This window comes from Neorhizobium sp. AL 9.2.2 (assembly GCF_013317225.1).
In the GTDB taxonomy this organism is placed as follows: Bacteria; Pseudomonadota; Alphaproteobacteria; order Rhizobiales; family Rhizobiaceae; genus Neorhizobium; species Neorhizobium soli.
Genome location: NZ_JAALXU010000003.1, coordinates 124,832 through 151,180 on the forward strand (window position 1 = coordinate 124,832; position 26,349 = coordinate 151,180).

Consider the following 26,349-nt stretch of genomic DNA (forward strand, 5'->3'; position numbering starts at 1 on the left):
AATTTGAATGCAAACACTAACAGCTATCGCGAAGTCGGATAACCATGCTCAACCTGCATCACCTGAACAGTTTTCTCGTGCTGGAGCAGACGGGAAGTTTTACCGATACGGCAGCGCGGCTGGGGCTGGGGCAGTCGACCGTTACCCAGCATATCCAGCGGTTGGAAAAGTCGCTCGGGCGTCAGCTCGTTTCGCGGGATACGCACCACGTGCGGCTGACGACGGAAGGGGAGGCGCTGCTGGGCTATGCGCGCGGAATGCTGGATCTCAACAGCAAGGTGTCCTCGCTGTTCGGCGAAAGCCGGCTGCGTGGCAGATTGCGGCTCGGTGTTTCCGAGGATGTGGTTGCGAGCCGGCTGACGGGCATTCTCGAAGATTTTATTCGTCTGCATCCACTGGTCGATCTGGAGCTGACGGTGGCGCTGTCGGCCGTGCTCAATCAGATGCAGGACGCGGGCGATCTCGATCTGGTTCTCGCCAAACGGCATGTGGGAGAAACCCATGGGCGGCTGCTCTACCGCGAGCCGCTTGTGTGGCTGGCGCGGGATCCGGAGCGCATGATCGACCGGACCGATGCTCTGCCGCTGATCGCCTTCCCGTCGCCCTCGATCACGCGGCGGGTGGCGCAGGAGGCGCTGGACGGAGCCGGTATGTCCTGGCGGATCGTCTGCACCTGCGGCAGTCTCAGCGGTCTGACGGCTGCGGCGCGGGCGGGAATGGGCGTGCTCGTGCAGCCGCGCAGCATGGCGCCCGAAGGCCTCAAGGAGATCACCGGGGACCGTTTGCCAACGCTGCAGGATGTCGAGTTCGTGCTGATTTCCAGGCGCGGCGCAGATGCCGCGCTGGTCGAGGCCCTGTCCAGCCTGATTACGGCGCAGATTGCGCCGCAAAAGTAGGGCTGACGATCAGGCGGAAGCGCAGATCGACAGGAACTGGTCGACGTCTTCTTCCGTGGTCGCAAACGATGTGACCATGCGGATGAGCACTTCGTCTGCCTTGACCTTTTCCGGAATGTCGCGTGGTGCCGGCCAGTTGTAGAAGCGCGCGCCCTGTTCTTCGGCGGCCTTGGCGGAGGCTTTCGGCAGGACCGCGAACACTTCGTTCGATGTCGTCGGCCAGGCAAGCCGGGCGCTGTTGAGCGCGCCGAAGCCGGTGCGCAGGCGATCGGCCATGGTGTTGGCATGGCCGGCGAGACCCATCCACAGGTCGTCCTTCAGATAGGCGTCGAACTGGGCTGCGATAAAGCGCGATTTCGAAAACAGCTGTGCGCTGCGCTTGCGCAGGAATGCAAAATCCTTGGCGAGATCAGGATTGAAGAACACGATCGCCTCGGCGCACCAGCAGCCGTTCTTGGTGCCGCCGAAGGACAGCACGTCCACGCCGCGCTTCCAGGTCATCTCGGCGGGCGAGCAATCAAGCGCGACCAGAGCATTGGCGAAGCGGGCGCCGTCCATGTGCAGCGGCAGACCGTTGTCCTTGGCGATCTTTGCGATCGCGTCGATTTCATCGAGCGTATAGATCGTGCCGACTTCTGTTGCCTGCGTCATGGTGATGGCGGCGGCGCGGCCGTGGTGAATGGCGTCCTGCGGGTAGCGTGAGATGCGCTCCACGAGGTTTTCCGGCAGCATTTTGCCGGCCGGGCCCTCGACCGCGACCATGCGCATGCCCGAGAAGAAGTCGGGTGCTCCGCACTCGTCCTCGATCACATGCGCTTCGGAATGACAAAAGGTGAGGCCGCCGGGGCGGGCGACGCTGGCAAGCGCTAGCGAATTGGCTGCCGTGCCGGTCGCGACAAAGAAGACGGCGACGTCGCGTTCAAACATCTCGTTGAAGCGAGCCTCGATCGAGCGGTCGAGCTCGCTGTTGCCGTAGGCCGCGGCAAAGCGGGTGGATTCCTTCGACAAGCGTTCATTGATTGCGGGATGGGCGCCAGCCCAGTTGTCCGAGGCGAAGAACATGACGTTACCTTGCAAGCGATGTGGGATAAGATGCGGGGCTTTGAGCGAGGCGGACCATAAGCCTTTTGGACCGTTGATCAATCCGGAAACATGCCGAATGAGCGGTGTCTACTCGTGCCGCGTAATCAAAGCCGAGTTTTGTCAGTTGCGGCGCAAGATTATTTCAAGCTGGCATCGCAACCAGTAATCAACTGTCGTTTAGCCTTAACTTTTTCGTGGGCCGGGGATTGAAGACAGGCGGCACTTATGTCATAAAATTCGAGAATTAGGACAGAATTGTTGTCCTAATTTCTGAAATGAAGGCGGTTTTTCGTTTCCGAGCGGTGACCGTCGACGTGTTCAAGGGTATGCTTCGTGCTCTCAAGGGCTTCCTGCTTCCGCAGTCTGCCACCTGAAAGGACGAGGCATTTCTTCGGGTGAAATGAAGAATACGCCGTTTGCAAGCTCGATCGTGAGTGGCCAACAGGAGGAATAGCAATGACGAAGAATGTTCCTGAAGTGCACTGTCTGCCCGCCACCGCAACCGCGGCGGAAGCTGGCTCGGGCGTCGAACAGCGTCTGCCATTCATTGCCTCCGGTATTCCGGCAGCGCAGGGGCTTTACAACCCGCGCAACGAGCACGATGCCTGCGGCGTCGGCTTCATCGCCCATATGAAGGGCCAGAAGTCGCACCAGATCATCAAGGATGGCCTGTTCATTCTGGAAAACCTCACCCATCGCGGCGCCGTCGGCGCTGATCCGCTGATGGGCGATGGTGCCGGCATTCTGCTGCAGATCCCCGACAAGTTCTTCCGCGAGGAAATGGCAAAGCAGGGCATCACCCTGCCTAAGGCTGGCGAGTATGCCGTCGGTCACTTCTTCCTGCCGCGCGACCCGGATCAGATCGAGCATTTCAAGAAGGTCATCGTCGATGTGACGGCCGAAGAGGGCCAGCAGTTCATCGGCTTCCGCGAAGTGCCCGTCGACAATTCCTCGCTGTCCAAGGCGCCGGATATTGCCGGTACCGAGCCCTATCACCTCCAGGTGTTCATTGGCGCCGGCCGCGATGCCGCGACCAATCAGGATTTCGAGCGCAAGCTCTTCCTCATTCGCAAGGTCATCTCCAACCGTATCTACGATCAGTTCGGCGGCCAGGAAACCGGCTTCTATCCGGTATCGCTGTCATCGACGACGATCGTCTACAAGGGCATGTTCCTCGCCTATCAGGTCGGCGCCTATTACAAGGATCTGGCCGACCCGCGGTTTGAAAGTGCTGTCGCCCTCGTGCACCAGCGGTTCTCCACCAACACGTTCCCGTCCTGGAAGCTCGCGCATCCATACCGCATGGTTGCCCATAACGGCGAAATCAACACGCTGCGTTCCAACGTCAACTGGATGGCGGCGCGTCAGGCGTCGGTGTCCTCGCCACTGTTCGGCGACGACATTTCCAAGCTCTGGCCGATCTCCTACGAGGGCCAGTCGGATACGGCCTGCTTCGACAACGCGCTCGAATTCCTGCTGCGTGGCGGCTATTCGCTGGCGCATGCGATGATGATGCTGATCCCCGAAGCCTGGGCCGGCAACCAGTCGATGTCGAAGGAGCGCAAGGCGTTCTACGAGTACCATGCGGCTCTGATGGAGCCATGGGACGGTCCGGCTGCCGTCTGCTTTACCGATGGCCGCCAGATCGGCGCGACGCTTGACCGCAACGGTCTGCGCCCGGCGCGTTATCTCGTCACGGACGACGATCGCATCATTCTGGCGTCCGAAGCCGGCACGCTGCCGGTGCCGGAAGAAAGCATCATCAAGAAGTGGCGTCTGCAGCCGGGCAAGATGCTGCTGATCGACATGGAAAAGGGTCAGATCATCTCCGACGAGGAGTTGAAGACCACGCTTGCGACCCGCCATCCTTACGAAAAGTGGCTGGATCGCACGCAGCTGATCCTTGAGGACCTGAAGCCGGTTGAACCGCGCGCGCTGCGCCGCGACGTATCGCTGCTCGATCGCCAGCAGGCATTCGGCTACACATCCGAAGACACCAAGATCCTGATGTCGCCGATGGCGACGACCGGTCAGGAAGCCGTGGGTTCGATGGGCACCGACACGCCGATCTCGGCGATGTCGCAAAAGTCGAAGCTGCTCTACACCTATTTCAAGCAGAACTTTGCGCAGGTGACGAACCCGCCGATCGATCCTATCCGCGAAGAGCTCGTCATGAGCCTCGTGTCGTTCATCGGGCCGCGGCCGAACATTCTCGACCATGAAGGTGCTGCAAACGCCAAGCGGCTCGAAGTGCGCCAGCCGATCCTCACCAATGGAGATCTGGAAAAGATCCGCTCGATCGGTCACACGGAAGACCGTTTCGACACCAAGACGCTCGATTTCACCTACGATATCGAGCGCGGCGCCGAAGGCATGCCGGAAATGCTCGATCGCCTCTGCGAGCGTGCGGAAGCGGCGGTCAAGGGCGGCTATAACATCATCGTTCTCTCCGACCGCCAGATCGGACCGGACAGGATTGCCATCCCGGCGCTTCTCGCGACCGCTGCCGTGCATCACCATCTGATCCGCAAGGGTCTTCGCACTTCGGTCGGTCTCGTCGTCGAATCGGGCGAGCCGCGCGAGATCCACCATTTCTGCCTTCTCGCCGGCTATGGTGCCGAAGCCATCAACCCGTATCTTGCCTTTGACACGTTGACCGACATGCATATGCGGGGCGAGTTTCCGAAGGAAGTGGACAGTTCCGAGATCGTGTCCCGCTATATCAAGGCGGTTGGCAAGGGCATTCTCAAGGTCATGTCCAAGATGGGCATCTCGACCTACCAGTCCTACTGCGGCGGCCAGATCTTCGACGCCGTTGGTCTGAACACGGAGCTGGTCAACCAGTATTTCTTCGGCACAGCGACGTCGATCGAAGGTATCGGTCTCGATCATATCGCCGAGGAAACCGTCACCCGCCACCGCGCAGCCTTCGGCAAGGATCCGGTTCTGGCCTCCTCGCTCGATATCGGCGGCGAATATGCCTACCGCATGCGTGGCGAAAGCCATGCCTGGACGCCGGATGTGGTCGCCACCCTGCAGCACGCCGTGCGCGGCAACAGCCAGGATCGCTACCGCGAGTTTGCCGAAATGGTGAACGAGAGCGCGGTGCGGATGAACACCATTCGCGGCCTGTTCAAGATCAAGTCGGCGGAAAGGTCCGGCCGCAAGCCGGTGTCGCTCGACGAAGTCGAACCGGCAGTCGATATCGTCAAGCGGTTCTCGACCGGCGCCATGTCGTTCGGCTCGATTTCCCGTGAGGCGCATACGACGCTGGCAATCGCCATGAACCGCATCGGCGGCAAGTCGAACACCGGTGAAGGCGGCGAGGAAAGCGATCGCTATCTGCCGCTGGCCGACGGTTCGATGAACCCGGAACGCTCGGCGATCAAGCAGATCGCATCCGGACGTTTCGGCGTGACGACCGAGTATCTGGTCAATGCCGATATGCTGCAGATCAAGGTGGCGCAGGGCGCAAAGCCCGGCGAGGGCGGTCAGTTGCCCGGCCACAAGGTGGATGCGACCGTGGCCAAGACCCGTCACTCGACGCCGGGTGTCGGCCTCATCTCGCCGCCGCCGCATCACGACATCTATTCGATCGAAGATCTGGCTCAGCTGATCTACGATTTGAAGAACGTCAACCCGACCTCCGACATCTCCGTCAAGCTGGTCTCGGAAGTGGGCGTCGGCACGGTTGCGGCAGGCGTTGCCAAGGCCCGCGCCGACCATATCACGGTTGCAGGCTTCGACGGTGGCACGGGCGCTTCGCCGCTGACATCGCTGAAGCATGCAGGTTCGCCTTGGGAAATCGGCCTTGCCGAGACCCAGCAGACGCTGGTGCTGAACGGTCTGCGGTCGCGGATCGCGCTGCAGGTCGATGGTGGCCTGAAGACCGGCCGCGACGTCATCATCGGTGCCCTTCTCGGAGCAGACGAGTTCGGCTTTGCGACGGCGCCTGTCATTGCCGCCGGCTGCATCATGATGCGCAAGTGCCATCTCAACACCTGCCCCGTTGGTGTCGCGACGCAGGATCCGGTCCTGCGCAAGCGCTTCAAGGGCACGCCGGAACACGTCATCAACTACTTCTTCTTCGTGGCTGAGGAAGTGCGCGAGATCCTCGCATCGCTGGGCTTCACCAAGTTCGACGAGATCATCGGCCTTTCCGAACTGCTCGAGAAGGACGACATGCTGGCGCATTGGAAGTCGCAGGGTCTCGACTTCACAAAACTGTTCCACAAGGTTGAGGCTCCGAAGTCTGCGACCTACTGGACCGAGCGGCAGAAGCATCCGATCGACGATATTCTCGACCGCAAGCTGATCGAGAAGTCGCAGGCAGCCCTTGAAAGCAAGGAGCCTGTTGTCTTCGAAGTGCCGATCAAGAACGTCGACCGGTCCGTCGGCGCCATGCTGTCGGGTGCGCTGGTCAAGCGCTGGGGCCAGAAGGGTCTTAAGGACGATACGATCCATGTGACGCTGCGCGGCACGGCCGGTCAGTCGTTCGCGGCCTTCCTCGCACGCGGCATCACGTTCGATCTGATCGGTGACGGCAACGACTATGTCGGCAAGGGTCTGTCGGGTGGGCGCATCATCGTGCGGCCTCCGGAAAACTCCAGCATCGTCGCTGAGAACTCGATCATCGTCGGAAACACCGTGCTTTACGGCGCAACGACCGGCGAGTGCTACTTCCGCGGCGTCGCCGGCGAGCGTTTCTCGGTGCGCAACTCGGGCGCCATCGCGGTGGTCGAGGGCGTGGGCGACCATGGCTGCGAATACATGACCGGCGGTATCGTCGTCGTGCTCGGCGAAACCGGCCGCAACTTCGCAGCCGGCATGTCGGGCGGTGTTGCTTACGTGCTCGACGAGACGGGCGACTTCGCCAAGCGCTGCAACATGGCGATGGTGGAACTGGAGCCGGTTCCGGAAGAAGACGACATGCTGGAAAAGCTGCACCACCACGGCGGCGACATCATGCACAAGGGACGCGTGAACGTTTCCGAAGACATGACGCGTCACGACGAGGAACGGCTCTACCAGCTGATCTCCAACCACATGCACTATACCGGCTCGACCCGCGCCAAGGACATTCTCGACCGCTGGAGCGAGTTCCGTCCAAAGTTCCGCAAGGTCATGCCGGTCGAATATCGCCGTGCACTGGTGGAGATGGAACGGATGCGGATGGGCGTGGCTGCGGAGTGAACCGCATTGGACGCATCGTTCATGCCGGAACGGCCGTGGCAATCGCCGCGGCCGTTCCAACGGTCGCCGCACTGGTCAACGGTGCGCTAGTTTTGGAATTTGTGGTGCTGGGGGCGGTGATCGGTTTCGCCTACTGGTACTGGGGGCCGCAATGGCCGCCTCTGTGAACTGAGGGAAAGACTATGGGCAAAGTTACGGGATTCATGGAAATCGACCGGCAGGTTGGCAAGTACCAGCCGGCGTCCGATCGTATCCGCCATTTCCGCGAATTCACCATTCCGATGTCGGATGCGGAAGTGACGAAACAGGCGGCCCGCTGCATGGACTGTGGCATTCCCTATTGCCACGGCCCGACCGGCTGCCCTGTTCATAACCAGATCCCCGACTGGAACGACCTCGTCTACAACAACAAGTGGGAGGAGGCGATCCGCAACCTTCATTCCACCAACAACTTCCCGGAATTCACCGGCCGCGTTTGTCCCGCGCCGTGCGAGGAAGCCTGCACGCTCAACCTCGAAGATGCGCCTGTCGCGATCAAGACCGTCGAGCAGGCGATTGCCGACAAGGCCTATGAGCTTGGCTATATCGTGCCGCAGCCGGCGACTGTGAAGACTGGCCGCAAGGTTGCCGTGATCGGTTCGGGTCCGGCGGGCATGGCGGCGGCTCAGCAGCTTTCGCGTGCCGGTCACGACGTGCATCTGTTTGAGCGGGAATCCAAGGCCGGTGGCCTGCTGCGCTACGGTATTCCTGATTTCAAGATGGAGAAGAACTTCATCGACCGGCGCGTCGAGCAGATGACCGGCGAAGGCGTGACCTTCCACTACGGCGTCAATATCGGTGTCGACAAGAAGGTGGAAGAACTGACCGCGGAATTCGATGCCGTGCTTTATTGCGGCGGTTCCGAAACCCCGCGTCCGGCCGGCATTCCCGGCACGGAACTGCACGGCGTCTATGATGCGATGCCGTATCTCGTGCAGCAGAACCGCCGCATCGGCCGCGAAAATATCGATAGCGTCGCCTGGGCCGCCGAGCCGATCCTTGCCGGTGGCAAGCATATCGTCGTTGTCGGCGGTGGCGATACCGCGTCTGACTGCGTCGGCACCGCGTTCCGTCAGGGTGCGGTCAAGGTGACCCAACTCGACATCCGCCCGCAGCCGCCGGAAAAGGAAGACAAGCTTGCCGTCTGGCCATTCTGGGCCACCAAGATGCGCACCTCGTCCAGCCAGGCCGAAGGCGCGATCCGCGAGTTTCAGGTAGCAACGCTCGAATTCGTCGGAGAAGACGGCCAGCTGACCGGCGTTCGCTGCTGCGAAGTGGATGATCGCCGCCAGCCGATCGCGGGCACCGACTTCATCATCAAGGCCGATCTCGCCTTCATCGCCATCGGCTTCTCCGGTCCCGCGACGGACAGCGTGCTGTCCGAACTCGACGGCAAGCTGGCGCTCAACGTCGACCGCCGCGGCTCGACCAACGTCATTGCCAACGAGCGCGACTACAAGACCTCGGTCGACAAGCTGTGGACCGCCGGCGACGTGCGCCGCGGCCAGTCGCTGGTCGTGTGGGCGATCCGCGAAGGCCGTCAGGCAGCACGAGCCATCGACGAAGCGCTGATGGGATCGAGCGTCCTGCCGCGCTAACTGATATGTCAAAATGAACGGCCTCTCTCCGTTTCGCGGGGAGGGGCCGTTTTTGTTTCGGCAGAATCAGGTCATGCTTGCCGCATGTACATCCTGAAAAGCGGCATCAAGAAAGACCCCGTCCGTCGTTGGATGCTGCCCGACCGAATTTTCTTCGGGCATGGAGCATGCCATATTCTGGCCGGTACCTATCTTCTTCACCCGCCCGTCGCAGGTTTTTACGCTGAACGGATTGTTACGGCGGATGGCTTTCCCGGCGCGCATGTCTATGTGACCGATGGGACTGTCGCTTTTGACTACCATGGCTACAGCTTGCGAGCGCGCTTGCTCGCCCATCATAGAAAGGGATGGTCCCGCCATCGCGCCGGGTGGACGTGCGAAATGGTGCCGGTCAATTTCGATCTGCTCGATACGCTGGAGCTCAACCTCCGCAAAATGCTGGGGCCGGATCAGTATCTTCACGATCCAATCCCAAGGGCGCAGACGTTCATCAGAAGGATCGACCATAACCACTGCTACGCGGACACTTGCGTTCCACGATAAGCGTCTGGTTTAACGATCGTATCACTCGCTGCTGGAGAGAAACGCGTCGATCATCTTGACGGTGGCATCCGGCTGTTCTTCCATCAGCCAGTGGCCGGCATCGGCGATTACGCCCTCGCTGACCTGCGTGGCTGCGGTGCGCATCACCGCCGCCATGCCCGGCCCGAAGGACTTTTCACCGCCAACGGCCAGAATGGGCATTTCCAGTTTTGCGCCCGTTGCTGCCTAGGCGCGGTTTTCGATCGCATCCTGGTCGAAGGCCGCGAACTGGGCGAAGCCGGAATGCATGGCGCCTGGCAAGGCATAGAGGGCGGCATAGTGTTTGCGGGATGCTTCGTCGAACCGCTTTGGGTCGGCGGAAAATTCGTTCCAGAACCGGTCCAGATAGATGCGCTCGCGCCCGGCGACGAGACGCTCCATGTCCGGCCCCCCGAAGCGGAAATGCCAGAGAAGCGGGTTTTTCAGGATCTCGTCCCATGGGCCGATGCCGGGAACGGGCGCATCGAGCAGCGCGAAGCGGGTCACGCGGGCGGGTTGCTGCGTCGCGAGGGCGAAGCCCACCATGTTGCCGATATCGTGCGTGACCAGCGCGAAACGATCGATGTGCAGTCCGTTCAGAATGGTCGCCAGGTCGCGGGCCTGGCTTGCCTTGTCGAAGCCGCCTTCGGGGTGTGATGACAGACCCATGCCGCGAAGATCGGGAACGATGACCAGATGATCCATCTCGAGCTTTGCAGCCAGCGGCGCCCACATGTCGCCGGTTTCGCCGTAGCCATGTAGCAGAACGACGGCAGGTCCCCTGCCGCCAATCCGGAGATGGATGTCTACGTTGCCGACATGGACAGTTTGGGTCCTGAAGGTGGATGGAAACGGCGGAACCTCTGCAAGGACCGGCGTCGCAAGCAGGATCGTGGATACGATAACGCGAAAAAGCAGGTTCATGCGGGCACTCCGATAAAAGAGATCAGCTAGGCCATGCACGTCTGAACTGGGAATTTATGACTATGTAGCACGTTTTTTCACGAAGCTACAGGCGAGAGCTCGCGCTCGTGTCAAAGACCTACTGGGTCGTGAGCCGGTAGTCGTCGATCCGACCGGCCGGGGCGGGCTCGAGTTCGCCGCGTTTGACCAGTTTGTCGCGCGGCGTTTCCGTCAGACGGGCCGGTGGCGCATTGCCGCCCAGAAGCTCCTGGCCGCCGTCCAGCTCCGGGTCAACCAGGCTGATCGGCCGTACGGGCACTTCGGGGTTGGCAGGAGATTCGAGCGTCTGGAGCGGCGGGAGGGTGCTGCTGTCGAATTTGGCGAGATCGGGGCTTGCCATGTCGCCCAGATGCCGGCGCAGGACCTTGTCGACATAGAAGGCGAGCTTTTCCTTGCCGGGCTTGGTGAGCGTGATGCCGTCGGAATTGCGCAGGCGTACCTGCTGTCCGTTGACGTCCGAGCCAGTCAGGACGAACCTGCCGTCCTCGTCGACGAAGCCGTCCCAGATGTCGACGAATTCGCCGCCGACCTTCTCCACCTGTCCCCGATAAAGCGTGTTGAGCGTGACCGCGTCCGCCATCATCGATGGCGACTGGAACGCCGGCAGGCCGACCCAAAGCAGCGTTAGCTTGCGCTGCGCGATCGTGCCGGCAAGCTCTGCGACACGGGTTTCATATTGTTTGAACCACGCATCCGTGCGGAATTTCTCGCGGCCGCTGGCGGTGTCCATTTGCTGGCGGTCGTTGGCACCCAGCATGACGACCACGATCGCGGGTTTGGCCTCGTCGAGAATAGCCGGCAGTTGGCCAAGCCAGTCGTAATGGTCGTCGCGCACCAGGCCGGAGGATCCGTCGCTGCGGCTGATGATCGAAACCCCCGGGGAGGTCGCAAACGTCGTTTCCAGCTCACCGCCGATATTGCCGGCAAGAAAATCGCCGATAACGAGGATCTTTTTGGCGGTTTCCAGTTTGGCGACGGGTTCGGCCTGGGGCTGAGAGGGTATCGGTGCCGTCCTCGTGCGGGGAACCGCAGCCTGCGGAGTGGCACGGCTTCTCTGCCGGCGTGGCGCCATCTCGATGATCGATCCATCCTGCCGGTCATATCGCCGGGTCGGACGTTCGTAGCGTTCATATCGCTCTGTGCGCGGCGCACCGAACAGCATGTTGAACAGGTTGCGCCGATCGCCGCCGTCCTGGGCAAACGAAACGGTTGATGGCAGCGACAGCACGAGGCTGGTCGCTACCATGAATACCGTCCGGACCAGGCGTCGGTTTGGCCTGTTGTGGCGCAAGAGCTTCATCGTTTTCATGCCTTTTGGCCGCACCGTTCACGATTGCGGCGCATCGCATGCTAGCCTCAACGGATCGCCTTGAGAAGAGAATGCGACGGCTCGCCATCCGGCTGCATGCCGAGACGCTTCTGGATGGCGGAGATCGCGGCCTTCGAGCCGGAGCCGAAATTGCCGTCCACTTCGCCTTCGTAATAGCCGAGTTCCTTCATGCGGCTCTGCAGCTCGAACTTCTCCTTGATGTCGAGCGTGCCGTTGGGGCGCGGCCAGGACTGCTGTACACCGCCGAAACCTGCGATCTCGTCGGCGAGAAGACCGACCGCGAGCGCGTAGCTGTCGGCTGCGTTGTAGCGCTTGATGGTGAAGAAGTTGGAGAGCATCAGGTAGGCTGGACCGTTCGCGCCGGCCATCAGCTTCAATGTCGCGCGGTCTGCTCCGCGCGGAAAACCCTTGCCGTTCGGACGCTGGAAGCCCAGCGCTGCCCACTGTGCCAGGGTCTTGCTCTGGCCTTCGTATTTTGCGGCGCCGGCGGGAAGCACGGATTCGTAGCCCCAGGTCTTGCCGGCAGTCCAGCCGTTCTTGGCCAGGAGGTTGGCGGAGGTCGCCAGCGCATCGGGAACCGAATGCCAGATGTCGCGCTTGCCGTTGCCATCAGCGTCGACCGCATAGAGCAGGTAGCTCGTCGGGATGAACTGGGTATGGCCCATCGCGCCTGCCCAGGAACCGGTCAGCTGCTTGGGGGATACGTCGCCAGCCTGGAGAATCTTCAAGGCGGCGATCAGCTGGTTGCGCGCGAACTTGCCGCGCTTCGGATCGCCCCAGCCGAGCGTCGCCAGTGCCTGCGGCACGTGGTGCAGACGTTCGGGATTTTCCAGAGCTGCGCCATAGTTGGATTCCATCGACCAGATGGCGAGGAGAATGTTTCTGTCGACACCGAAATGCCGCTCCACGGCGTTCAGCGTCGCGCCATGGCGGGCAGCCATTTCGCGGCCGATCTTGACCGTATAGGGATTGACGCGGCTGTCGAGATAATCCCAGATTTTCGACTTGAATTCCGGCTGGTACTCGGCCTTGCGCAGGACTTCCTGGTCGGGACCGCTGATGCCTGCAAAGGCGCGATCATAGGTCGAGCGACTGATGCCGCTTTTGGCAGCAGTCGAATAGAAATTTGCAACCCACGTCTTGAAACCGGCATCGGCGCGGGCATCTATCGCGCAGGTCGATATGGCAAGGCCGGCGACAAGCGAGAAGATCGTTGCGCGGAAGCGATTGGGGCTGATTTTTTTCATCGGCAGTCGGTCCATTTTTATTCTGGCCATCATGGCGAGATCGGGATGCGGCTCAACGATGTGATAACAGGATAGGGTCAACAAATTCTTTACCATGAAACGCGCGGCCGGGGCAGATCTTTGCTAAAAGGTAGCAAATGTTTATTACAGCCGACAAAAGACCCGAAACCGCACAGCGAAATGCATCAGGAGGCATGAGTGTCACAAGAACGGAAAATTCGTAAAGCAGTCTTCCCTGTTGCGGGCCTCGGCACCCGCTTCCTGCCGGCCACAAAGGCTGTGCCAAAAGAAATGCTGACGGTCGTCGACAAGCCGGTCATCCAGTATGTGGTCGATGAAGCGGCGGAAGCCGGCATCGAACATTTCGTATTCGTGACCGGCCGTGGCAAAGGTGTGATCGAAGACTATTTCGATATTCAGTTCGAACTCGAGCAGATGCTGCGCGAGCGCAACAAGAATGCCGAACTGACGCTGCTCTCGCATATCCTGCCGAAGGCCGGTACGGCGAGCTTCACCCGCCAGCAGGTTCCGCTCGGTCTTGGTCACGCCGTCTGGTGTGCGCGCGACATCGTCGGCAACGAACCCTTCGCGGTCCTGTTGCCGGACATGATCATGTCGTCGGAAAAGAGCTGCCTCAAGGGCATGGTCGAACTTTACGACCAGACCGGCGGCAACGTTCTCGCGGTCGAGGAATGCGATCCGGACCAGGCCCACAAGTACGGTATCGTCGGCAAGGGTGAGACCGTCGGCGACGGTTTCAAGATCACCGAAATGGTCGAGAAGCCTGCCAAGGGTACGGCCCCTTCGAACTTCTTCATCAACGGCCGCTACATCCTGCAGCCGGAGATCTTCAAGATCCTGGAAACCCAGGAACGTGGCGCCGGCAACGAGATCCAGTTGACCGACGGCATGCTGGCGCTGGCCAAGAGCCAGGAATTTGCCGGCTACCACTTCAAGGGCGAGACCTACGACTGCGGCGCCAAGGACGGCTTCATCATGGCCAATATCGCCTTTGCCCTGCAGCGCCCGGACATTCGCCCGGCGATCGAGGAGCCCCTGAAGGCGCTCGTCTCGAAGCTGATGTAAGCCTATCCGTTACTGCAAAAGAAAACGCCCCCGCGAGACGATCGCGGGGGCGTTTTTCGTTTCAGGGATCCATGCCTTCGATCAGGCGGCCCTGTGACCCTTGAGGCCGTAGTAGGCGATGTAGAGGTAGCAGATCGCCGGCATCAGGAAGGCGAGGTGGATGCCGACCGTATCGGCCAGCATGCCCTGAACGACCGGCAGGATGGCACCGCCGACGATCGCCAGGCACAGGATGCCCGATCCCTGGCTGGTGTGGCGACCAAGACCCTTGAGTGCCAGGCTGAAGATGGTCGGGAACATGATCGAGTTGAACAGGCCGATGGCGAGGACCGACCACATTGCCAGCGAGCCGCCCGCAAACACCGTGAGCAGGATCAGCAGGATCGCAACACCGGCATTGAACGCCAGCGCCTTGCCGTCGTCGACGAACCGCATGACATAGGCGCCGACGAAACGACCGATCATGGCGCCGCCCCAGAAATAGGCGACGTAATGGGCGGCTTCGGATTCCGGCATGCCGGCGATGCTTGGTTCTGCCAGGTAATTGACCAGGAACGAGCCGATCGACACTTCGGCACCGACATAGACGAACAGGCCGATCGCGCCGAGAACGAGGTGACGGTAGGCCCACGCGGAGCTACGTTCGCCGCCTTCAGCGACCGTCGTGTCTTCCGTTTCGACATGCGGCAGCTTCAGGGCTGCAAAGACGGCGGCCAGCACGAGGAAGGCGATTGCCAGAAGCATGTAAGGGAAGCGGACGGCATCAGCCTCTGCGAGGCGCAAGGCTTCGAGTTGTTCGCCGCTCGCGTTCTGGATGTCGCCGGTCGCGGCCGACAGGATGAGGAAGGCGCCGAAGAGCGGTGCGATCGTGGTTCCTAGCGAGTTGAAGGCCTGGGTCAGCGTCAGCCGGCTCGAGGCGGTTTCAGGGGCGCCCAGCTCCGTCACATAGGGATTGGCGGCAACCTGCAGAATGGTGACACCGCTTGCCAGCACGAACAGCGCACCGAGAAACAGCGCATAGACGCGGTAGCTGGCAGCCGGGATGAACAGCGCACAGCCGATCGCTGCAATCAGCAGGCCGACGACAATGCCCCATTTGTAGCTGATGCGCTTCACAAGCGCGCCGGCCGGCAGCGACACGATGAAATAGGCGCCGAAGAAGCACAGCTGGATCATCATCGACTGGGTGTAGTTGAGCTGGAAGACGTTCTTCAGGTGTGGGATCAGAATGTCGTTCAGGCAGGTGATAAAGCCCCACATGAAAAACAGGGAAGTCAGGGCAACGAGAGCGAAGCGGTAATTGTTACCTGCCGTCGAACTCGTTGCTGTGCGCGGTGTGGTCGCGCTGTCTGTTGGAATTCCAGCCACGTTGAGCCTCTAATCTATCAGGATGTATCGATGGAGCGCATTAATGCTGCACTGCGACAATTCGTCGTGAGCGCTTATATGTTGCGCACAGTCCTGAGGGGAAGTGGGCGGAAGCCCGGGCGCAAGCTTTGTACAACGTGCATGGACGGCGTGATCGGCTGGAGAAGCCATGCGCTGGAGGAGTAGCTGGAGCAACGATTGCTGCAGTGCGGAAATAATTGTTCGCGGGAAGGTATGTTGGAGACAGAACCCATTCCGATCCTGGGCCGTTTAGGGCGACTTCGTACTTTATGCCTATTGTGAAGGCACACATGTCGAAGCGTTGGCGCCGAGTGGCGGCAGTACCGGGATAGATATCACGGAAACGTGATTGCCTGATGGACGCTATCGCTTCAGAGTCAGCCCCATGCCCGCGCGAACGATGTTCTGTTCGGTGCCGCCCGTGGTTTTCTCGTATTCAACGTCGCTCGTGAGATCGAGATAGCGGTTGATTGCCCATGTTATCCCCGCGCCGGCAAGCCAGGTGACCTCGTCTTCGCTGCCGGAATCAAAGTTGCGGAACACGGTGCTGCCGCTCAGGCGTGCCACGACGCTGTCGCGCATCTCGTGCGCAAGCGCTGCGGTGAGTTCATACTCCACCCATCCGCCTTCGCCGGGCGTTGTGGAATCCTGGACTGTCGTGCGCAGACCGAGATTGACGTCGGTGCCGCGCTGTGGTGACCAGGTCGCATCGCCATCAAAGCTGATGCCACCGACATTCTTGAGGCGGTTATCCTCGTAGTCGACGACCTCATAGCCCGTTCCCAACTCGCCGCGCAGTTTCTCGCCGAAATCGAACTCGACGCCGGTGCGTGCGGCATAGGTCTGCGATGAGCGCTGATAGCCAGAAGCATCGCGTTTGCGATCGTAGAATGTGTGGCCAGATGCGATTTCCCCAAACGGGATGAGGGCAGGCGAAAGTTCATAGCCGAGGCGCAGTCGACCATCGATGCCGCTGCGATTGCGGTCTTTCATGTTGAGCGTGCCGCCGTCCGCAAGCTTTGCCTCGGTATAGACATATCGAGAGCCGTTGACGGCGGCGAGTGCTCTGATCTTGCCGATGTCGCGACCGATCGATGCCCCGGTCTGGAACAGGTGCACGCCGGACTGGACGTCGGCGCCACCGACGGCGTTCGGGTCGTCATTGTCCTCACGGGTAAAGCTGTAGCCGCTGGTCAGATGCGCAACGGTATCGTCTGCAAGATCGAGACGCAGATCAGCGCTGATCTTGCCCTCCGGATCCTCGCCTTCCTTGCTCTTGGTGAAATTGTGCTCGATCGTGGTTTCGCCGGTAACTGTCAGCGCATGCCGTGACCAGTCGGAGGTCAGCGTTCCGCGAATCCCGGTTGCCGCGTAATTGCGCGTTTCCTTCGATCCGTTCTCGCGGGTGATTTCTGTGTTGATGCTCTGATTGATGGACGGGCGCAGCATGAACGTGCCGAGCCGGATGCCGGTCGGATCCACCTCTTGACGCGGAGCCTCCTGCGGATCGATTGCCTCGGGACCATCATCGAGCGGCTCGAGATCGGACGGACCGATCGGCTGGTTGAGGTCGACTTCCGGCTCCTGAACACGCGCGGCCGCACTCTGTTGCGCCGTCGTATCGGCGGCCCGTTCGTCTCCGGCAACGGCGACTATGCCGGGAATCGTCCCGCCGACCGGTGCAGTCGGGGTGTTGCGGGTAATCGTCGATGTTCCGGCTGTTCCGACCTGGCTGCTGGGAATGGCTGGAAGCGCGCTGCCACTGTCTGGAAAAAGGCTCTGCGAAACGGCAGCCGACGGGAGGATCAGTGCCGAGCCGGCCAGCAGCAGTCCATACGCACGGCCGCGCAACGAAAGCGTCGTGGCTTTTGTCCTGCTGATAATCATCGGACTGCCCGGAAATCGGAAATGCTGATCCAAAGGCAAAGTCCAGCGTCGCTCCGCATCCACAGGTCCGTCCTGGCTAAGTGTATGCTTTGAAACACGAATGTCACCTTGTCGGATTTATCGCGAAGTATGCCTCGAAAGGGTTAGTTTATGGTTAACAGTTGGTGAAACCGGCCGCGTGGGGCTGCGCGACTGCCCTTCACGCTATCCGTCCACTCGCCAGGAGATGCCACTACATTTGCATGAACATTCCCAGCGCGCATGGATGGTCGCAGGGCACAAACGCCGGTTGCCCAAGGCTGGCGAATTCGCGCGTTTACGGTGATTTAACCAAGTCAAACGTGACATTTACACACATTGGATTTGTTTAAGCGCATTAAGAAAATGTATCTACAGTTCAAGTATAGAAACTTGACATCGGAGCAATTCCGTTCCGAGGGGCGAGTCAGGGAAGAGTTATATGTCAATTCTTGCACGCATGATGAAGGATGAGTCGGGCGCGACTGCCATCGAATATGGCCTCATTGCCGCACTCATTTCCGTTGCTTTGATTGCCGGCGCAACAACGCTCGGCGGCGCTTTGAATAACCAGTTCAGCAACATAGCAGGAAAGCTCACCTGCGACGGAAGTGCCACCACTTGCTGATTGCAGTCTGCGAAATGCCATAGAAGGAGCCGTCTCGACATTCGAGGGGGCTCCGTTCGTCATCAGGCTGCACTGCGCTGGGTCCTGTTGGACATATTTATTCCGCGAAAATCTTGAAACGCAGGACTCGTTGGTGATGAACGCCAACAGCCGTGCGATTTTCCGTTGCATGGTTCTTTCCTTGCTCAGCGACACTCTAGCCAGCGACCGGTTTCGAAGATCGACGCATTGTTTTCTCGAAGTCCGCAATACTTGCTCAGCGGCTAATGCGATGGACTTGACCAGGAAAAAGCGCTAAGCCTGCGACATGATAAAGAGAGCGTTGCAGGCCGCAGAGGTCGATGTCATTGATTCCGCCCTGCGGACGATTGCCTTTGGAAAACAGGGCCTTGTAGCCCTTGATCATGCCCTTCAGAATGGCTTGGGCGGCCCGTTCCGCGCAGCGGCCGAGCTGATCGGCGGCATCAGCGGTCGTGTCATCGTGACCGGCATCGGCAAGAGCGGCCATATCGGCAAAAAGATTGCTGCAAGCTTTGCCTCGACAGGAACGCCGGCCTTCTTCGTGCATCCGGTCGAAGCAAACCACGGCGATCTCGGCATGATTGCGCCCGGCGATGTCGTGCTGGCGCTGTCCTGGAGCGGCGAGACCGCCGAGTTGCAGGGGATCGTATCGTTCACCCGTCGCTTTTCTATTCCTTTGATCGCACTCACGTCTGGTGAGGTCTCAGCGCTCGGCAGAGCGGCAGATGTCGTTCTGCTTCTGCCGAAGGAACAGGAAGCCTGTCCGCACGGGCTGGCTCCAACCACCTCCACGCTGATGCAGCTTGCGATGGGCGATGCACTTGCTGTTGCGCTGCTGGAAGCGCGCGGTTTTTCGGCAACCGATTTCCGCGTCTATCATCCTGGCGGCAAGCTCGGCGCCATGCTGTCGCATGTCAGCGACCTCATGCATGTCGGCGACAGCATTCCGTTGGTGCGCCAGGGCGTGCTGATGCCGGAAGCGGTGCAGGAACTGTCGCGCAAGCGGTTCGGTTGCGTCGGTGTTACCGATGATGAGGGCCGGCTTGTCGGCGTCGTCACCGATGGCGACATTGCGCGCCATCTCGATGTCGACCTGACGAAGATGCCCGTGGACGAGGTCATGACCGTGCGCCCGAAGACTGTCGGCAAGGATACGCTGGCGACTGCGGCTCTTGCGCTTCTCAACGAGTACAGTATCGGTGCACTTCTCGTCGTCGGCGAAGATCAGCGCCCGATCGGCATCGTCCATTTCCACGATCTGCTGCGCGTCGGAGTCGCCTGAAACCCATCTTAGTTTCAGGTGGGACGCAAGACTGTCGCCGTTGCTTCGACGCGAAGATCGCGGCCATTTGATTCGATGATCACCACCTGAGTGCCGGCTGGCAGGTCCGGCCCGATGATCGACCACCACGTATCGTCAAGCCTTATCCGTCCGCGACCTTCCGCGATCGGCTCGTGCAGCGTTGCGGTGCGCCCGACGAGGCTTTCGCCACGCCGGTTGAGGTTCGGCTGATCGCTCTCGCCGCCACGGCTCGAATAGAAGCGACGCCCGACCACCGCCAGTGCGACCGCTAGCACGGCAAACAGCAGAAGCTGCACCTGCCAGGTCCAGATGCCGGTATCCCAGAGTGCCAGAGACAGCGCGCCGACGATGATGGCGGCAAGCCCGATCCAGATCAGGAAGGCACCGGGAACGGCCAGTTCTGCTGCGAGCAGGACAAGGCCGAGGAGCCACCAGCTCCACGAGCCGAGGCTGCGTACCAGATCGATGATCATTGCAGCCTCATTTGTCGGAGGAGGGCGTATAGGGCGGGATGACAGCGGTCACGCTCGGCGTGCTGCGGGTGGTGCGCGAAGGCTGGCCGGGTTGCGTGCGGGGCGCTGCCGGGGCAGGGCCGTCGCCATTTCCGAAGACTTCCTTGGCGATGGCGCCGATGCCGCCGAGCGAACCGATCAGCGACGAGGCTTCAAGCGGCATCAGCACGATCTTGGAATTGTTCGCCTTGCCGATCTCGACTAGAGCTTCCGTATATTTCTGCGCCACGAAGTAGTTGATCGCCTGCACGTTGCCGGAGGCGATTGCTTCGGAGACGACCTGCGTCGCGCGCGCTTCGGCTTCTGCCAGTCGCTCGCGCGCCTCGGCATCGCGGAACGCGGCTTCGCGTTCGCCTTCGGCCTGCAGCACAGCTGCCTGTTTCGCGCCCTCGGCCCGCAGGATCTGCGCGTTGCGTGAGCCTTCGGCCTCGAGGATCTGGGCGCGCTTCTCGCGCTCCGCCTTCATCTGGCGGCCCATCGATTGCACGAGGTCTGCCGGCGGCTGGATGTCCTTGATCTCGACGCGGGTGACCTTGATGCCCCAGGGATGAACCGCCTGGTCGACGACGCGCAGCAGCCGTTCGTTGATGACTTCGCGGTTGGACAACAGCTCGTCGAGGTCCATCGAACCCATGACCGAGCGAATATTGGTCATCGTGAGGTTCTGGATGGCGAGCTGGAGATTGGTGATCTGGTAGGCGGCCTGCGCGGCGTTGAGCACCTGATAGAAGGCGACGGCATCGGCCGAAACGCTGGCATTGTCCCTGGTGATGACTTCCTGGGTAGGAATATCAAGCACCTGTTCCATGACGTTCATCCGCGCACCGATGCGCTCAATGAACGGCGTCAGGATATTGAGGCCCGGCTCCAGCGTGCGCGTGTAACGGCCAAATCGCTCGACGGTGTAGTTATAGCCCTGCGGCACGGTCTTCACGAGGGCAAAGAGCAGGAGTATCGCGAGGATTACGATACCGATGACAAAATAGTCGAAACCGTCCAGGCTCATGAAGAGTCCTCCTGCCCAATAAATTGCGTTCGTTTCATACCAGACAACCCTAGAGGTGCGGGAACGTGTTCACAAGTGCATGTTCTTACACTAAAAAGCGCAGGACACACGGGTCGCAGCCTACCCCGACAAAACAAGGACCAAACCATGAAGACCATCGTTGTCTGCTCCGGCGGATTGGATTCCGTTTCTCTGGCCCACAAGATCGCTGCCGAGCAGGCGTTGATCGGGCTCGTCTCGTTCGATTACGGCCAGCGACACCGGAAGGAACTCGACTACGCCGCGGCTTGCGCGCTGCGGCTGGGCGTGCCCCATCAGATCATCGATATGCGCTCGATCGGTGCCCAGCTGACCGGATCGGCGCTGACGGACGATCTCGATGTTCCTGACGGCCATTACGCTGAGGAAACCATGCGCGTCACCGTCGTGCCGAACCGCAACGCGATCATGCTTGCGGTCGCGTTCGGCGTGGCGGCGGCCCAGAGCGCGGATGCGGTGGCGATCGCCGTCCATGGCGGCGACCATTTCATCTATCCCGATTGCCGACCCGGCTTTATCGACGCGTTTCAGACAATGCAGGATCATGCGCTCGACGGATACGCCTCGGTGCGGCTGCTGGCGCCCTATGTGAACGGATCGAAGGCCGATATCGTCACCGATGGCGCGAAGCACTCGACGCCGTTTGGCGACACATGGTCCTGCTACAAGGGTGGCGAAAAGCATTGCGGCCGCTGCGGCACCTGTGTCGAGCGGCGCGAGGCGTTCCATCTCGCCGGGGTCGCGGATCCGACCGAGTATGAGGATGCCGATTTCTGGAAGTCTGCAACGGACGGGTTTCGCGCCGACGAGGTGCGGTAGGCGCTATTCGGCGTAGATCATCTTCTTGGTCATGCCGCCGTCGAGCGTCAGGACCTGACCGGTCATGAAACCGGCACCCGTCAGATAGAGAACGGCGTCGGCAATGTCCTTCGGCCGACCGACGCGGCCAACCGGGTGCTGTGCGTGGTCTTCCTCGCTCAGCTCCGTCTCATTGGTGATCCAGCCCGGCGCGATGGCATTGACCCGGATGTTCGGGCCTAGGCTGATGGCAAGCGCATGGGTGAACGCGACCAATGCGCCCTTTGAGGCGGCGTAGGCTTCCGTATCCGGTTCCGACATGAAGGCGCGTGTCGACACCATGTTCACGATGGATCCGCCTGATGACATCAGCGGAACCGCCGCACGGGTCATCAGGAAGGCGCCGGTCAGATGGCTGTCGGTCACGCGGCGCCAGTCGGCCAGCGACAGCTCCGCAATCGGGCCGTGGTTCGGGCTGGCGATGCCGGCATTGTTGACGAGCAGGTCGAGACTGTCCCAGCCAAGCAGCGCAAAGGCTGACTCGACCGAGGCTTCGTCGGAGACATCGCAGAGAACGGGCTGGACGCCCTTCGGGACGTCAGCCGTTTCAATGAAATCGAACGAAGCGACCTCGAAACCGTGTGCGGCCAGTTCAGCGCAGATGCTGCTTCCGATCAGGCCGGCACCGCCGGTAACGATGGCTCGCTTCATCGCGATCTCCCTAAAGCTCAGACCCAGCCCTGCAACTCGCGACGAACCACTGCCTCAAGCACATTGATGCCGTCGACGCTGTCGTTGAGGCAGGGGATATGGACGAATTTCTCGCCACCATGATGCATGAAGATCTCGCCTGCCTCGCCGGCAATTTCCTCAAGCGTTTCCAGGCAGTCGGAGACGAAGCCGGGGTTCATGATGGCGACGCGCTTGATGCCTTCGGCGGCAAGCGTTTCCATCGTCTTGTCGGTATAGGGCTGCAGCCATTCCTCGGGCCCGAAGCGCGACTGGAAGGTCAGGCGCAACTGCTTGTCGGTATAGCCGAGTTCTTCGCGCAGCAACCGCGCGGTCTTGTAGCAGAAACAGTGATAGGGATCGCCGGCCTTGAAATAGGACTGCGGAATGCCGTGGAACGAGGTGATCAGCAGTTGCGGTTCCCACTCGAGCGTCGACAGCGTCTGGCGAACGGAATTGGCAAGCGCGACGATATAGGCGGGATCGTCGTGATAGGTCGGCACCGTGCGCAGAGCCGGCTGCCAGCGCTGCTTCATCAGATACTCGAACGCCTTGTCGTTGACGGTTGCCGTCGTTGCAGCCGCGTATTGCGGGTAAAGCGGAAACAGCAGGATCCGATCGCAGCCCTGTGCCTTCAGCGCATCCATGCGCTCGGCAATCGACGGCTTGCCGTAGCGCATGCCCCAGTCGACCACGACGTTTGGCAGATCGGCCAGACGCTCGGCCATTTTCTCACCCTGGCTGCGGGTGTAGGTGCGCAGATAGCTCTCGTCGAGATCCTTGTTCCAGATCTCTTCATAGGCCTTGCCGACCTTCTGCGGGCGCTTGTTGAGGACGATGCCGTAAAGGATTGGAAACCAGAAAAGCCGCGACCATTCGATGACGCGCTTGTCGGACAGGAATTCGGCGAGATAGCGCCGCATCGACCAGTAGTCCGTGCCGTCGGGCGTACCGAGATTGACGAGCAGGACGCCAACTTTGCCGAAGGTAACCTTCGGATGACCTGTGGGCAGATGGGAGGGCACGGGGTTCATGCGGTCACTTCCGATCGGGTTCGACCGCAGGATGCGGCCGGAGGATTTTCTGGTCTCTATTTAGAAACAATCAACGGCCCGGGGAAGCCCCGAGCCGTCGGTTGTATCAGGACAAATTGTCCCGCTTTCGATTTTATCTCGCCGGCAGTTCCAGCTCCGTGCCGATGCGGATGACATCAGGATTGCGGAGACTGTTGGCCTTGGAGATTTCCGTCCACTTTTCGCCGTCGCCGTAGGTGCTCTCAGCGATCTTCCACAGCGAGTCGCCCCGCATAACGGTGTACTTGCTCGGGCCGGCAGGAGCCGGGGACGCCGTCGTGGCCGGTGCAGGGGTGGCAGGCGCCGTCGTGGCCGGTGCAGTGGCTGTCGGAGCCGGTGTTGCCGGTGCGGCTGGAGCCGTGGCCGTAGGGGCTGGCGTGACCGGAGCAGGGGCGGCAGGAGCCGGTGCTACCGGTGCTGGTGCAGCCGGCGCGGGCGTAGCCGCTGGGGCAGGAGCCTGGGCGGTCGTTGCGGGTGCCGGAGCAGCCGGAGCGGGCGTTGCAGCAGGCGCAGGCGCAGGCGTTGCAGCAGGGGCAGGTGCCGGGGCAGCAGCGGCCTTCGGTAACGGCTTGTAGTCTGCCGGTGTCAGGTCGGTGATGCGGCCGTCGGTATAGGGCTTGTAGGGGCTGTTGGCCGAGATGTAGTCGGCAACGGCGTTTTCGAGATTGGGTCCGAAATCGTAGGCGTTGACGGCTGCGGTGTTGAAGATCTTGTAGCCGTCGCCGCCGGTGCGGACGTAGTTGTTGGTAACGACTCCGTATGTCTTGTTCGGGTCGATCGGAACGAAGGCCTCGCCTTCCTTGACCTGAACGTCGCTGATGCGGCTACCGCTCGACTTCGACCGGTCGAAGGAGAACTTCATGCCCGCTACCTGCGGGAAGCGACCGGCGCCGTCGTCGATCTGGCTGACGCCGTTTTCGAGGGCGGTGACGACATCCGAGCCTTTCAGCTGGAAGGTTGCGATCGTGTTCTGGAACGGCAGGACGGTCAGGATTTCGCCCATCGTCACTTCGCCGGAATCGATCGAGGCACGCAGGCCGCCGCCGTTCTGGATGGAAAGCGTGATGCCCTGATCCTTGACGCGGTCAAGCTGTGCATCGGCAAGCAGGTTGCCCATCGTGCATTCCTTGGCGCGGCAGTTGAGGCGATCGCCATCGATGACGCCTTCGGTCGAGCCGACGACCTTCTTCTTGATCTCTTCGAGCGGGCCGCCGAGTTCCTTGACCTTGGCGACAAACGCCGCGTCCTGCGGAACGCTGGAATCGAGCAGCTTCGGTGCCCCCGCGGAAGACCTCACGACGCCGTTGTCATCGAAAACGACCGAGAGATCACCGAGATATTTGGAGTAGGCGTAGGACGTCACGATCGGAATATCGACGCCAGCCGGGCTTTTGACGATGGTCGGGTAGGGGCCGGAGGCCTTGGGGTCGGTGCTGGACAGGTAGGTATGGCTGTGGCCGCCGACGATCACGTCGATGCCGGCAACGGCTGCCGCGATTTCCTTGTCCTTGACGTAGCCGACATGGGAGAGGAGCACGATCTTGTTGATGCCCTGCGACTGAAGGTCCGCTACGGCATTCTTCACATAGGTGATCTCGTCCTCGAAGGTGATGTCGGGACCAGGCGAAGAGGTCTCGCTCGTATCTTTCGCGAGAACGGAGACGATGGCAACACGCTGGCCGCCGAAATCCTTGATCACGTAACCCTTGTACTTGTCGGCCAGCGGTGTTCCAGCCTTGGCGATGGTATTGCCGGAAATGATCGGAAACTTCAGCGCGGTAATGAACTTCAGCAGTTCCTGCGGGCCGTCGTCGAACTCGTGGTTGCCGATCGCCATCGCATCGAAGCCGATGCCGTTCATGAATTCGGCAACGGGCGCGCTCTTGTAGGTGCTGTAAAACAGCGATCCCTGGAACTGGTCGCCGGCATCTAGAACGAGAACGTTCTTGCCCTGCAATTCGCTGCGGCGGGCGTCGATGGCCGACTTCACGCGCGCAATGCCGCCGAAGCATTCGTTCTTTTCGGTCTCGGCCGGCGTGCAGGTGGAATCGTATTTGTTGATCGGCTCGATACGGGAATGCAGGTCGTTGATGTGGAGAATGTTGAGTTCGAAGTCGGCCATTGCGACGCCGCTCGAGAGGGCAATGACCGATGCGGTCACGATCCCCAATCCGATAGTTCTCATCATCATCTCTCTCCTTTTATGATTGCGCGCGTGTGGGCGTGCATGTTCCCGATTTTTGTATCACGCCATGGTGACGATCGTTGTGCAGCGCATGTTTTCACCAAGCAAAACTGGTTTCAAGGTAAATGTGACAGGGCCAGAGCTATTCGCCCTCGCGCACAACGCGAAAGGCCCCGCATCAAGCGAGGCCCTCCCTAACTCTGGAATGACTGTGAAGCTGGGCGATCAGCTGCGGCGGGCGAGCGAAAACTGCGCGCCGCTATCCTGCGTGCAGTTCAGCTGGCTCTGGGTGACCAACGAGCAGTTGACGCGCGACTGCGTCTTGCGCACCAGCGAGGTCATGTTGATCTCGACCAGCGTCGGCGAGAGCTTGTTATAGGTGCCGGAGGCGAGAAGCGCGTTGCTGTCGCTTGCACGGGTGTTGAACGTGCCCGCCTGGAAGGTGGAGACGATACCGTTCGGATCGACCCATGCGCCCTCGACGCCCTGCGGCTGCACTGGTGCTGATACCATGCGTGGCGGCGGAGAAGAGACGCAGGCCGTGAGGCTGGCTGCCGCAATGAGCACGAGGCCCGTTTTGAAGTTCATGATCTGTCTCCCGCGATTCGGTCCGGCTTGTGGTCTGCAACCATGCCTTCTGGAGCCTATGTAAAGCAAGACTGCGGATTGGGAAGACTGGGGAAAGGCAGGAGTTTTCGCTTTGTGAAGAACGGGCGCGGGTGTGGCTTTTATACGCTCCAGCCGGTTCTTCCCGTCATGGCCTGG

Annotated in this window: 20 protein-coding genes and 1 pseudogene; 9 read left to right on the forward strand and 12 right to left on the reverse strand. The window is 60.8% G+C overall.

The features are described 5' to 3' along the window. Window positions 1-44: 44 nt before the first annotated feature. Entirely contained in the window at window positions 45-896 is an 852-nt protein-coding gene (locus tag G6K99_RS07130; RefSeq protein ID WP_174196124.1) for a LysR family transcriptional regulator, read from the forward strand. Window positions 897-905: 9 nt separating this feature from the next. On the opposite strand, the gene G6K99_RS07135 is transcribed toward G6K99_RS07130, so the two are convergent. Further along, window positions 906-1,958, reverse strand: a complete 1,053-nt coding sequence (locus tag G6K99_RS07135; RefSeq protein ID WP_062460968.1) for a low specificity L-threonine aldolase — start codon at window positions 1,956-1,958, stop codon at window positions 906-908. Window positions 1,959-2,435: 477 nt separating this feature from the next. On the opposite strand from G6K99_RS07135, the gene gltB reads away from it, so the two are divergent. From gltB to G6K99_RS23255, 4 genes are all read left to right on the forward strand, one after another. Beyond that, window positions 2,436-7,172, forward strand: coding sequence for a glutamate synthase large subunit (gene gltB / locus G6K99_RS07140; protein ID WP_174196125.1), 4,737 nt, complete (start codon window positions 2,436-2,438; stop codon window positions 7,170-7,172). Next, complete coding sequence (locus G6K99_RS07145; RefSeq protein WP_174196068.1) at window positions 7,169-7,339, forward strand: hypothetical protein; 171 nt, start codon at window positions 7,169-7,171, stop codon at window positions 7,337-7,339. The genes gltB and G6K99_RS07145 overlap by 4 nt, the downstream gene beginning before the upstream one ends. Before the next feature lie 15 nt (window positions 7,340-7,354). Next, window positions 7,355-8,809: a glutamate synthase subunit beta gene (locus G6K99_RS07150; protein WP_092659813.1), complete on the forward strand. Its 1,455-nt coding sequence runs from the start codon at window positions 7,355-7,357 to the stop codon at window positions 8,807-8,809. 84 nt (window positions 8,810-8,893) lie between these two features. Next, window positions 8,894-9,352, forward strand: a complete 459-nt coding sequence (locus tag G6K99_RS23255; protein ID WP_244631404.1) for a hypothetical protein — start codon at window positions 8,894-8,896, stop codon at window positions 9,350-9,352. A 21-nt stretch (window positions 9,353-9,373) separates the two neighbouring features. On the opposite strand, the pseudogene G6K99_RS07160 reads toward G6K99_RS23255, so the two are convergent. From G6K99_RS07160 to G6K99_RS07170, 3 genes and pseudogenes are all read right to left on the reverse strand, one after another. Further along, window positions 9,374-10,294: pseudogene (locus G6K99_RS07160) on the reverse strand (alpha/beta fold hydrolase). Window positions 10,295-10,412: 118 nt separating this feature from the next. Next, window positions 10,413-11,579, reverse strand: a complete 1,167-nt coding sequence (locus tag G6K99_RS07165) for a DUF459 domain-containing protein (RefSeq protein WP_174196127.1) — start codon at window positions 11,577-11,579, stop codon at window positions 10,413-10,415. A gap of 110 nt (window positions 11,580-11,689) precedes the next feature. Continuing rightward, on the reverse strand, window positions 11,690-12,910 hold the full coding sequence (locus G6K99_RS07170; protein ID WP_082472037.1) for a lytic murein transglycosylase: 1,221 nt from the start codon (window positions 12,908-12,910) through the stop codon (window positions 11,690-11,692). A gap of 198 nt (window positions 12,911-13,108) precedes the next feature. Between G6K99_RS07170 and galU the strand changes: the two genes are divergently transcribed. Beyond that, window positions 13,109-13,996 (forward strand): UTP--glucose-1-phosphate uridylyltransferase GalU, encoded by an 888-nt coding sequence (gene galU / locus G6K99_RS07175; protein WP_062460958.1) that lies wholly within the window; start codon window positions 13,109-13,111, stop codon window positions 13,994-13,996. 81 nt (window positions 13,997-14,077) lie between these two features. Here galU and fucP read toward each other — a convergent pair whose 3' ends face one another. Together fucP and G6K99_RS07185 are read right to left on the reverse strand one after the other, a co-directional pair. Next, complete coding sequence (gene fucP / locus G6K99_RS07180; protein ID WP_244474112.1) at window positions 14,078-15,355, reverse strand: L-fucose:H+ symporter permease; 1,278 nt, start codon at window positions 15,353-15,355, stop codon at window positions 14,078-14,080. Between the two features lie 393 nt (window positions 15,356-15,748). After that, on the reverse strand, window positions 15,749-17,272 hold the full coding sequence (locus tag G6K99_RS07185; protein WP_062582342.1) for an outer membrane beta-barrel protein: 1,524 nt from the start codon (window positions 17,270-17,272) through the stop codon (window positions 15,749-15,751). A 460-nt stretch (window positions 17,273-17,732) separates the two neighbouring features. On the opposite strand from G6K99_RS07185, the gene G6K99_RS07190 reads away from it, so the two are divergent. Next, window positions 17,733-17,918 (forward strand): Flp family type IVb pilin, encoded by a 186-nt coding sequence (locus G6K99_RS07190; RefSeq protein ID WP_062460949.1) that lies wholly within the window; start codon window positions 17,733-17,735, stop codon window positions 17,916-17,918. A 307-nt stretch (window positions 17,919-18,225) separates the two neighbouring features. Next, on the forward strand, window positions 18,226-19,221 hold the full coding sequence (locus G6K99_RS07195; RefSeq protein ID WP_174196128.1) for an SIS domain-containing protein: 996 nt from the start codon (window positions 18,226-18,228) through the stop codon (window positions 19,219-19,221). Window positions 19,222-19,235: 14 nt separating this feature from the next. On the opposite strand, the gene G6K99_RS07200 is transcribed toward G6K99_RS07195, so the two are convergent. Next, window positions 19,236-19,715, reverse strand: a complete 480-nt coding sequence (locus tag G6K99_RS07200) for an NfeD family protein (RefSeq protein ID WP_062460943.1) — start codon at window positions 19,713-19,715, stop codon at window positions 19,236-19,238. A 7-nt stretch (window positions 19,716-19,722) separates the two neighbouring features. Next, on the reverse strand, window positions 19,723-20,760 hold the full coding sequence (locus tag G6K99_RS07205; protein ID WP_092659823.1) for an SPFH domain-containing protein: 1,038 nt from the start codon (window positions 20,758-20,760) through the stop codon (window positions 19,723-19,725). Window positions 20,761-20,907: 147 nt separating this feature from the next. On the opposite strand from G6K99_RS07205, the gene queC reads away from it, so the two are divergent. Then, the gene (gene queC, locus G6K99_RS07210) at window positions 20,908-21,618 is read left to right on the forward strand and encodes a 7-cyano-7-deazaguanine synthase QueC (protein WP_174196129.1); all 711 of its coding nucleotides are present in this window, start codon (window positions 20,908-20,910) and stop codon (window positions 21,616-21,618) included. Between the two features lie 3 nt (window positions 21,619-21,621). Here the strand turns inward: queC and G6K99_RS07215 are convergent, their stop codons facing one another. From G6K99_RS07215 to omp10, 4 genes are all read right to left on the reverse strand, one after another. Then, on the reverse strand, window positions 21,622-22,308 hold the full coding sequence (locus G6K99_RS07215; RefSeq protein WP_174196130.1) for an SDR family oxidoreductase: 687 nt from the start codon (window positions 22,306-22,308) through the stop codon (window positions 21,622-21,624). Between the two features lie 17 nt (window positions 22,309-22,325). Beyond that, complete coding sequence (hemH, locus tag G6K99_RS07220) at window positions 22,326-23,360, reverse strand: ferrochelatase (protein ID WP_174196131.1); 1,035 nt, start codon at window positions 23,358-23,360, stop codon at window positions 22,326-22,328. A 133-nt stretch (window positions 23,361-23,493) separates the two neighbouring features. Further along, complete coding sequence (locus tag G6K99_RS07225; protein ID WP_174196132.1) at window positions 23,494-25,587, reverse strand: 5'-nucleotidase C-terminal domain-containing protein; 2,094 nt, start codon at window positions 25,585-25,587, stop codon at window positions 23,494-23,496. Window positions 25,588-25,809: 222 nt separating this feature from the next. Beyond that, on the reverse strand, window positions 25,810-26,172 hold the full coding sequence (gene omp10, locus G6K99_RS07230; RefSeq protein ID WP_062460929.1) for an outer membrane lipoprotein Omp10: 363 nt from the start codon (window positions 26,170-26,172) through the stop codon (window positions 25,810-25,812). Between the last annotated feature and the right edge of the window lie 177 nt (window positions 26,173-26,349).